Annotated in this window: 8 protein-coding genes; 4 read left to right on the forward strand and 4 right to left on the reverse strand. The window is 70.4% G+C overall.

The window, feature by feature from the left end; all coding sequences use genetic code 11:
• Window positions 1-3 precede the first annotated feature (3 nt).
• From ACFFIO_RS07030 to ACFFIO_RS07040, 3 genes are read left to right on the forward strand one after another with little or no spacing between them, the layout of a single operon-like run.
• On the forward strand, window positions 4-1,209 hold the full coding sequence (locus ACFFIO_RS07030; protein ID WP_378040882.1) for a thiamine pyrophosphate-dependent enzyme: 1,206 nt from the start codon (window positions 4-6) through the stop codon (window positions 1,207-1,209).
• Window positions 1,206-2,279, forward strand: a complete 1,074-nt coding sequence (locus tag ACFFIO_RS07035; RefSeq protein ID WP_378040883.1) for an alpha-ketoacid dehydrogenase subunit beta — start codon at window positions 1,206-1,208, stop codon at window positions 2,277-2,279. Before ACFFIO_RS07030 ends, ACFFIO_RS07035 begins: the two co-directional genes overlap by 4 nt.
• Window positions 2,280-2,306: 27 nt before the next feature.
• Window positions 2,307-3,971 (forward strand): dihydrolipoamide acetyltransferase family protein, encoded by a 1,665-nt coding sequence (locus ACFFIO_RS07040; protein ID WP_378040884.1) that lies wholly within the window; start codon window positions 2,307-2,309, stop codon window positions 3,969-3,971.
• 94 nt (window positions 3,972-4,065) lie between these two features.
• On the opposite strand, the gene ACFFIO_RS07045 is transcribed toward ACFFIO_RS07040, so the two are convergent.
• The 4 genes from ACFFIO_RS07045 to ACFFIO_RS07060 form a co-directional block, all read right to left on the reverse strand.
• Window positions 4,066-5,109, reverse strand: coding sequence for an ABC transporter substrate-binding protein (locus ACFFIO_RS07045; RefSeq protein ID WP_378040885.1), 1,044 nt, complete (start codon window positions 5,107-5,109; stop codon window positions 4,066-4,068).
• 37 nt (window positions 5,110-5,146) lie between these two features.
• Window positions 5,147-6,910, reverse strand: a complete 1,764-nt coding sequence (locus tag ACFFIO_RS07050; protein ID WP_378040887.1) for a thiamine pyrophosphate-binding protein — start codon at window positions 6,908-6,910, stop codon at window positions 5,147-5,149.
• Window positions 6,907-8,001, reverse strand: a complete 1,095-nt coding sequence (locus ACFFIO_RS07055) for an ABC transporter substrate-binding protein (protein WP_378040888.1) — start codon at window positions 7,999-8,001, stop codon at window positions 6,907-6,909. Before ACFFIO_RS07055 ends, ACFFIO_RS07050 begins: the two co-directional genes overlap by 4 nt.
• Window positions 8,002-8,069: 68 nt before the next feature.
• Window positions 8,070-8,981 (reverse strand): LysR family transcriptional regulator, encoded by a 912-nt coding sequence (locus ACFFIO_RS07060; protein ID WP_378040889.1) that lies wholly within the window; start codon window positions 8,979-8,981, stop codon window positions 8,070-8,072.
• Window positions 8,982-9,199: 218 nt separating this feature from the next.
• Here ACFFIO_RS07060 and ACFFIO_RS07065 point away from each other — a divergent pair.
• A partial coding sequence (locus tag ACFFIO_RS07065; RefSeq protein ID WP_378040890.1) for an ABC transporter permease occupies window positions 9,200-9,866 on the forward strand: 667 nt, incomplete at its 3' end.

Raw genomic sequence — 9,866 nt, forward strand, 5'->3', positions numbered from 1 at the left:
CACGTGAACGAACCGCAGCCGCCGACCACGGCGACCGAGTTGCCTGACGGTGCCGTCCGCCTGCTGGACGCCGACGGCACCCTGCACCAGGACCCCAGGTTCACGCCCTACCTCGCCGGCCTCGACGAGTCGGCCCTGCAGCGGATGTACCGGCTCATGGCCACCGAGCGCCGGGTGGACTCCGAGGGCACCTCCCTCCAGCGGCAGGGCCAACTCTCCCTGTGGGTCCCCGCCATCGGCCAGGAGGGTGCCCAGGCCGGCGCCCTGACCGCGCTGCACGATTCCGACTGGATCTTCCCGACCTACCGCGAGCACCTCTTCGCCCTGGGCCGCGGCGTCACCCCGGGCCAACTGTTCGAGCTGTTCCGCGGGGCCGCGCATGCCGGCTGGACCGCCGAGGACCACCGCCTCCAGCCCTACACACTCGTGCTCGCCGCCCAGACCCTGCACGCCACCGGCTACGCGTGGGGCATCCAGCGGGACCAGGCCGGCTGGGACGCCGACCGCCTGCAGCGCGAGGGCCAGATCGCGCTGGCGTGCTTCGGGGACGGGGCCTCCTCCGAGGGCGACGTCCACGAGTCCATGGTCTTCGCCGCCAGCTTCAACCTGCCCGTGGTGTTCTTCTGCCAGAACAACCAGTGGGCCATCTCGGTGCCCGCCTCCACCCAGACCCGCGTCCCGCTCGCCCAGCGCGCCGCGGGCTACGGCTTCGAGGGCGTCACCGTGGACGGCAACGACCCGTTGGCCATGTATGCCGTGACCGCGTGGGCCGCGGAACAGGCCCGCACCGGAGCCGGTCCCGTCCTGGTGGAGGCCCACACCTTCCGGGTCGGAGCGCACACCACCGCCGATGACCCCACGAAGTACCGGACGCGGGAGGAGGAGGCGGCCTGGGCCGGCGTCGACCCGATGGCCCGCCTGGAGAAGTACCTGCGCGCCACCGGCGCGGCGGGCACCGACCCGGACGGGTTCTTCGCCGACGTGGCCGCCGAGGGGGAGCGGCTGGCCGCCCAGAGCCGCGAGGCCGTCCTGGCCATGACCGGGGACGCCATCGCGCCGCTGGACGCCGTGTTCGACACGGTGTATGCGGAACCGCATCCCCTCGTGGCCGAGGAGAAGGCCTGGCACCGTGAGTGGCAGGCCGGCTTCGCGGATGCAGCAGATGCAATAGACGCACCAGATGCGGCAGATGAAGGAAGTCGGGCATGAGCGCGGAGAGCACCACCCTGCCGGGCGGACGGCCCGCAGCGCCGTCAGCCGAACGGCCCGGCCAGCCTGCCGGCGGTGCGGCAGCCGTCGAGACCCTGACCATCGCCAAGGCCATCAACCGGGCCCTGGCGGATGAACTCGCCGCCGACCCGAAGACCCTGCTCATGGGCGAGGACATCGGCTCCCTGGGCGGCGTCTACCGCGTGACCGAGGGGCTGAAGGCCACCTACGGTGCGGACCGGGTGGTCGATTCACCGCTGGCCGAATCCGGCATCATCGGCACGTCCATCGGCCTGGCCCTGCGCGGCTACCGGCCCGTCACCGAGATCCAGTTCGACGGCTTCGTGTTCCCGGGCTTCAACCAGATCACCACCCAGCTGGCCAAACTACGTGCCCGCACCCGCGGCACCGCCACCGTGCCGGTGACCATCCGCATCCCCTACGGCGGCGGCATCGGCTCGATCGAGCACCACTCGGAATCGCCCGAGGCGCTGTTCGCCCACACCCCCGGCCTGCGGATCATCACCCCGTCCAACGCGCAGGATGCCTACTGGATGACGCGCCAGGGTATCCAGTCGCAGGACCCCGTCATCATCTTCGAGCCCAAGCGCCGCTACTGGCTCAAGGGCCAGGTGGATCTGGCAGCGGACGGCCACGGTGGGCTCGGTGCCTTCCAGGCCCAGGTGGTCCGCACCGGCACCGATGCGACGATCGCCGCCTATGGACCCCTGGTCCCGGTGGCACTGGCCGCCGCGAACGCCGCCGCCGAGGACGGGCGCTCGATCGAGGTCGTGGACCTCCGCTCGCTGTCCCCGATCGACTTCGACACCCTGCAGGCCTCCCTCGAGAAGACGGGCCGCATGGTGATCGCCCACGAGGCGCCCACCTTCGGTGGACTCGGCGGGGAGATCGCCGCCCGCCTGACCGAGCGGTCCTTCCTGCACCTCGAGGCCCCGATCATTCGCGTCGGCGGTTTCCACCTGCCCTACCCGCCGTCCCGGGTGGAGGAGCAGTACCTGCCGGACCTGGACCGCATCCTCGACGCCGTCGACCGCACCTTCGCGTACTGAACGCCTACTGATTGCCGGGAGGCACCCATGGAGATCTTCACCCTGCCGGACGTCGGCGAAGGCCTGACCGAAGCCGAGATCACGGAATGGCGCGTGGCCGTGGGAGACACCGTCGCCGTCAATGACGTCCTCTGCGAGATCGAGACCGCCAAGTCCCTGGTCGAGCTGCCCAGTCCCTACGCCGGCACCGTCGCCGAGCTCATGGCCCCGGCCGGCGAGACCATCGAGGTCGGCACCCCGATCATCGGCATCACCACGGCGGCCTCCCCGGACGGTTCTCCGGAGGGCTCGGCCCCCGCGGTCGCGGAGACCGGGTACACGATGCCGGCCGAAGCAGGAGCAGCATCCGGTGACACTGCCGAGGACGGCGTCGGCGAAGAGGCCCCCGTACCGACCGACGGTGGCGATCCCGCCGGGCCGTCCGCTCGCGGTGCTGCTGCCGCGGGTGATACGGCCGGCGGAGCCGGTGCCGCGCTGACCGGCTCCGGGCCGAAGGCGGATGCGGCCACGCGCCGCCCGCGGAAGCCGTCCGGCCAGGCCGCGGTGGCGCCGTCCTGGAGCCCGAGGCTGCGCGAGGAGCCCGTCCGAGACGCAACAGGACTCACCGCCCCGACCATCCCAGCGAATCCAGCCGTGCCTGCAGCGCCTCCAGTGGCCAGTGAGGAGGCCGACGCCCAGCGCTCAACTCCGGCAGCTCCGGTACCCCCAGAAGTCCCGAGCACCCCGGCGACGCGCGGGCTGAAGCTGCCGGCCGCCGTCGGGAACCTGGTGGCAGCCGGACGCGAACGCCAGACGGACGTGGCAGGACTGTTCGAGCGCGTGCTGGCCAAGCCGCCGGTGCGGCGCATCGCGAAGGAACTGGGCGTGGACCTGACCAAGGTGCGGGCCACGGGACAGTTCGGCGAGGTCACGCGGACGGACGTGGAGGACTACCTTGCCGAGCGGGAGACGAACATCGACACCTCCGGCTCGTTCTGGATGCCGGACACCGGTGACAACGCGCGGCGCACCGAGCGGATCCGGGTCAAGGGCGTGCGCAAGGCGACGGCCGCGGCCGTCTCCGAGTCCTACCGGGACGCCCCGCACGTCTCGATCTTCGTGGACGTGGACGCCTCGCGGACCATGGAGTTCGTCAAGCGCCTCAAGGCCTCCCGTGAGTTCGAGGGCGTCAAGGTCACCCCGCTGCTGATCCTCGCGAAGGCCGTGATCTGGGCCGCGGCGCGCAACCCGCACGTCAATGCCTCCTGGACGGACGAGGAGATCCTCGTCAAGCACTACATGAACCTCGGCATCGCCGCCGCGACCCCGCGCGGGTTGCTGGTGCCGAACGTCAAGAACGCCAACGAGCTGTCCCTCCGCGAACTGGCCGAGGCCCTCGGGACCCTGGCCAGGCGGGCCCGGGACGGCAAGACGCAGCCGGCGGAGATGGCGGACGGGACGATCTCGATCACGAACATCGGCGCCTTGGGCATCGACACGGGCACGCCGATCATCAACCGCGGCGAGGTGGCCATTGTGGCCTTCGGGACCGTTCGGCAGAAGCCCTGGGTGGTCTCCGGAGAGGTCATCCCGCGGTGGATCACCACCCTGGGTGGTTCCTTCGACCACCGGGTGGTGGACGGGGACCTCTCGGCCCGCTTCATGGCGGACGTCGCCGCCATCATGGAGGAGCCGGCCCTCCTGCTGGAGTAGCCCCCGGACCACCAGCACTTTCAGTCGAGTTTGGGTGGGTGTTTAAGCCCGATACCCACCCCAACTCGACTGAAAGCGGGAGGCAGGGCGTGCCTCAGAGTTCGGCGAACATGTCCGGCACGGACAGCTCCCCGGTGACCGTCCCGTAGGTGCGGGCGGTCTCGGCCAGCTCCTCCTGGGCCTTCAGGTTGAACTCGGGCCGGAACCGGGGCAGTTTCATCTTCTCCAGCACCTCCGGTGGGGTCTGGGTGTAGGTGCCGGTGATCCGGCGGACCTCGTCCGGGTTCTGCTGGGCGTACTCCAAGCCGCGGACCAGGGCCTCCCGGAAGGACCGCACCAGGTCCGGATCGTTCTCCAGGGTGTCCTCGCTGGCGAAGTACCCTCCGGTGTCGAGCTCGGGGTTGGCCTCCGCATACGGCCAGGAGACGGCCACCATGCCGGCTTCCAGGGCCGGGGTGACAAAGGGTTCCACCACGACTCCGGCGTCGAGCTGCCCGTTCTCCAATGCCGCCTGGACGTCCGGGAAGGCCATCTCCATGAACTCCAGGGACCCGCCGTCTCCGCCGGCCTTGTCCATCACCTGGCGGCACGCCGTGTCCCCGATGTTCGCCAACTGGTTCGAGGACAGCGTCTTGCCCGCCAGATCGCGGATGCTCTCGAATCCGGAGTCCGGGGCCGCGATGAGTGCCACGTTGTCCTCACCGGGTTCGCCCGTGGTGGTGCTGCCGGAGCAGAAGAACTTCAAGCCGATGCCCTGCGAACGGGCCACCATCATGGACACCACGTTGCCGAAGGCGAAGTCGAACTGACCCGAGGAGACCCCCGGGAAGGAGATGGCGCCACCAGAGGTCGACTCGATCGTGACGTCCAGGCCGGCTTCCTCGAAGAAGCCCTGCTCCTTCGCCAGGTGCAGGGGCGCGACGTCGACGATCGGGATCGCCCCGACCGTCACCGCGCGCAGGTCTCCAGAACCGCCGGCCGACCCGCCGGCTGATTCGGCGTCCCCACCGGTGTCACCGCCGCCGGAGGGATCACCCTGCCCGCACGCGGCGGCAGTGCCGACCACGACGGCGGCGGTGCCCACGGCCAGGAGCCGACGGCGAGTCAGGAGGGAGGACGGGGGAATTCGGGTACTCATGGGTTCTCGTTTCTCGTTCCTCGTTCCTCGGGATTCTCTACTCGCCGGCCGCGAAGCTGTGCGCCAGCACCCAGGAGGGGAAGTCGGCGATCTTCGCGTCGATGAGGATCGGCCGGTCCCGCGGCCCGTCGAGCCACTTCTGCACGACACCCAGGTCGGATTCCTGCCGCACGGTCACCGAAGCGCAGCCGAAGCCGGCGGCGATGGCCGCGATGTCGGTCGGAGGGAACTGCACCGTGTCCAGGCGGTCGGTCTCATGGACGAAGTGGTGCACCTCGGCCCCGTAGGCGGCGTCGTTGTAGACCACCACCATCAGCGGCATCTTCAGCCGCACGGCGGTCTCCAGCTCCACGAGGGACATCAGCAGCCCACCGTCACCCACCCCGGCAATGGCGATCCGGTCCGGGGAGGCCAGCTGGGATCCCATGGCGCTGGACAGGGCCAGGCCGATCGACTGGAAGGCCAGGGGCACGCAGTACCCCGTGTTGTCCGGCACCCGGAAGTGCATGGCCGGATAGGCGTTGAAGTTGCCGCCGTCCGGGACCACCACGCGTTCCATCGGGACCATCTCATCCAGCCGGTTGGTCAGCAGGCGCGGATCGATCCGCCCGCTGTCCGGCTCACCCGCGACCAAGGGCTCGGAGACGTCCTCGAAGGGCTGGTCTCGCCAATTCAACGAGGACTCGACCCGGGTGCGGGTCTCCTCGGTCCGGTAGCCCGTCTGCGCGCCACCGGTGGAAGCCAGCCGTTCACCCAGGGCGACGGCGGCAGCGGAGGCGGTGAGGCCGGCGTCGCCCAACACCTCCAGGTCCACCGGGTAGTGGAGGCCGAACGCGGCCGGGGTGTCATCCACCTGGATGACGGTCTTGCCACGCAGGTGGGTGCCGTCCCGGGTGGTCCACCGGTTCAGGGCCGCGCCGAACACCAGCATCACGTCGGCCTGGCGCACCAGCTCGGCGGCCCCGTCCGTGGAGAAGCCGCCCATCACGTCCAGGTGCCACGGATCCTCGTGGAACAGCCCGCGCCCCACCGCCGAGGTGGTCAGCAGCGCACCGGCACGCTCGGCCAGGTCCCGGATGGGTCCGACGCCGGCCGCGGCACCCCGTCCGCCCACGATCACCGGGCGCTCGGCGCCGGCCAGCAGCTCGGCGATCCGCTCGACCGCCTCCGGCGAGGCACCGGCCCGCGTGGGCGGTACGGGCGGGGTCACCGATTCCACCCGGGCTCGCTGGCCCTCAGGGATGATGCCCTCCTGGACGTCCAGGGGCATGGACAGCACCACGGTGCGCCGGTCGTTGACGGCCCGGGTCACGGCACGGATGGTGTCCGCCACGGCCGAGGCGGGGGAGTGCAGCCGCTCGGCCACCGCGCCCATGCCCTCGACCACCTTGTCCTGGTCGATGTAGAAGTTCGAACCGTACTGACCACCCGGGGTGTCCCCGGAGATCACGAGCACGGGGGTGCGGGACTTGGCGGCCTCACCGATGCCGGTGAGGGCGTTGGACAGTCCGCAGCCCTGGTGGACGGTGACCACGGAGAGCCGGCCGGTGGAGCGGGAGTAGGCGTCGGCCATGCAGGCGGCGCCCATCTCATGGCGCGCCGCCGTGAACGGCACGCCGTCCGGACACTGCTCGCTGGGGGCGAGGAGCGCGTTGGTGGCCCGGAAGTTGCCGGATCCGACCACGCCGAAGACGTGGGCGGCGCCCATGCGGGCGATGACGCGGCCGACGGCCTCACTGACCTTCATGGCTGTCTGGGGTCCTTTCGCGGCGGTCTCGGGCTGCAGCACCGTGGTGCTCATTCGGTTCCTTCCGGCAGCAGGGCGTCCAGGTCCGGAGCCTCATCGATGACGCCGTACTTCACGGCGGCCTCGCCCAGGGCGGTCATGGCCTCGCGGGAGAAGTCGGCCTTGAAACGCGGCAGGGTGATGCGCTCGAGGATCTCCGGGTCCGTCTCGGTGTACTCGCCGATCACCTCGCGGACCACGTCCGGGTTCTCCTGGCTGTACTCCATGGACTTGCGCATGGCGCGGGTGAACGCCTCGACGTCCTCCGGCCGCTGCTCGATGACCTCCTCCGTGGTGAAGTAGCCACCGATGTCCAGGTCCGGATGGGCCTCGGCGTAGGGCCAGGACACCGCCTTCAGGCCGGCGTCGAGGGACTGGGTCAGGTAGGGCTCCAGGACGAGGGCCGCCTCCACCTGGCCGTTCTGCACGGCGGCCGCGGCATCGCCGAAGGCCAGCTCGATGAAGTCCATATCCGCGCCATCACCGCCCGCGTTGTCCACGGCGAGGCGGATGGAGGTGTCGCCGATGTTCATCAGGTTGTTCGAGGAGGCGGTCTGGCCCTGCAGGTCTGCAGTCGTCTCCAGCTCGGAGTCCTCCGGTGCGATGACGGCCGCGAAGTCCTTGCCCTCCTCGCCCGTGGTGGTGGTGCCGTTGGCGACGTACTGCAGTGGCAGACCCTGATCCCGGGCCACCATGAGGGAGACGGTGTTGCCGAAGGCGAAGTCATAGTCACCGGCCACCACACCGGGCACGGCGATGGCACCACCGGAGGTGTTCACCACCTCGACGTCCAGGCCCTCCTCTTCGAAGAAGCCCTCCTTCACGCCCACATGGATCGGGGCGACGTCACCGATGGGGATGGCCCCGACCCGGATGGGCGTCAGGTCCTCCGAGCCGCTGCCGGCCTCCGTGCCGGCCGACGTCGCCTCCTCCCCGCCGGACCCGCCGGACGGGGAGCCGGAACCGCAGGCGGCCAGCCCCAGGGTGAGGGTGAGGATCCCGACGCCGGCCGTGAGCGACCGGAGGCGGCCGCGGTGCGAGAGGGGTCGACTGGGGCGCCGGGTGAGCGGCGGGGTCTGTGACGGTGTCAGCGCTGGAGGGGTCATAGAGGCACCGTATGACGCAAATCACACGCGGTCCAATGATCGTTCTGCGTGTCAGGCATAGACGGCTTCTATAGGTTCTGGACCTCGGGTCCGGCTCCGCTCGTGGTGCCGAGGTCCCGCAGCTGGTCGACGGCCCAGGGGACGAACCAGGCCGTGGCCGAGGTCGGAGGCCGGGGCGCCGCGTAGGCGTGCACGGTGACGTCGGTGTCCTCGTAGGGCAGCGGCCATTGCTCGATGTCCCAGGCGTGGAACCATTCCGCGAGGAGGATCTCCGGCACGAAGGCGATCAGATCCGTGCCGGCCACCAGGGCCGGGATGGCGGAGAAACTGGAGACGGCCACGGACCCGCCAGCGGGTGGCGGCATGCGGTCCTCGATGAGCGTGTGGCCGGTGGATCCGCGGATGACCACCCGGGCGGCGCGGGAGATGTCCTCGGCCGTCGGCCGGCCCGGCCCCAGGCGGCCGCGGCGGGCGATGCAGACGTAGCGGTCGCGGCGCAGGGGCAGGGCGTGAACCTCCCCGCGGGGGCGGGCGGAGGCGATCGCCAGGTCGAGGTCCCCGGCCGCCAACAGGTCTGCGGCAGTGCTGGTGTCCAGCTGGACCACGTCCAGGCTGCAGCCGGGTGCGGTGGCGGCGAGGGCGGGGACCAGGCGGGGCAGGAAGACCAGCTGGCCGAGGTCGGTGACGGCGATCCGGAAGGTGGCGGCGGCGTGAGTGGGTTCGAAATCCGCGAGGCTTGCCACTGCGGCGTCAGCCGCGGCGGGCATGGTGGCCACCTCCGCGTAGAGCTGGCGGGCCGCCCGGGTCGGCACCACCCCACGGCCGGAGCGGGCGAACAGCTCATCGCCCGTGGCGCGGCGCAGGCGGTTGACGGAATGCGTGACAGACGGCTGGGTGAGGTTCAGGCGCGCTGCGGCGGCCGTCAGGGTGCCCTCCTCCATGACCGCGACGAAGACCCTGATGAGGTTCAGATCGAGCATGCGTACCTCCTGGGTGCCAGCAGTCCGCCGGGTGTGCCAGCTTCTTTCTGTCGGACGGAAATTCACTTGAAAGTCAATATTGTTGAAGTGTTGAACTAAGTCACACTCGTGTCTAGTCTGGTCACAGCCTGTGGGACGGGTCACAATATTGTTGACGAAAATGTCAGCATAGCCGTCCCCAACGACCACCCCCTGTCGCGAGCGGAGCACCTCGATCGATGACTGAACCAACACCGTCCACCGGCGCGCCGGGCCATCATGGCCCGGGCGGGTCCGGAGACACCCACCGTGAATCGGAGGTCGAGCGGTTGCACCGTCTTGAGTCCTCCAGTGGTTCCGACCGCCGCCGCGGAGATATCCGGCGGCACACCGATGCGGCCACCGTGGCCGGCCTCGACATCCCCACGCGGCCGGATCCGGCCGCGCCGCGCACCTCGGTGGCGCAGTCCGGGGTGACCGGACGGCCGACGTCGTCCGGTCCGTCCCGGGCCACGCGCAAGCCGCGGCGGAACTGGGGGACCAGGTCCCTGGGGCTGGTGGGGCTGCTGGGCTTTTTGGTGATCTGGGAGGTGCTGCCGCGCACCGGGATCGTGAACCCGACCTTCCTGCCCCCGGCCTCGGAGGCCATCGCGGACCTGTTCCGCAACGTCGGTCTGACCGCGTTCTGGCAGGCCGTCGGGGACACGATGTGGCAGTGGCTGCTGGGCATGCTGATCGCGTGCATCGCGGCGACCGTGCTGGGCTTTCTGATCGGCTCGTCCACGTTCCTGCGCCGGTTCACGAACTCGACCATCGAGTTCATGCGCCCCGTGCCGTCGGTGGCGTTGATCCCGCTGGCGGTGCTGCTGTTCGGCGTGGAGATCGAGTCGGCCCTGCTGCTGATCG

Source organism: Citricoccus parietis, from assembly GCF_042433045.1.
Classification (GTDB): domain Bacteria; phylum Actinomycetota; class Actinomycetes; order Actinomycetales; family Micrococcaceae; genus Citricoccus; species Citricoccus parietis.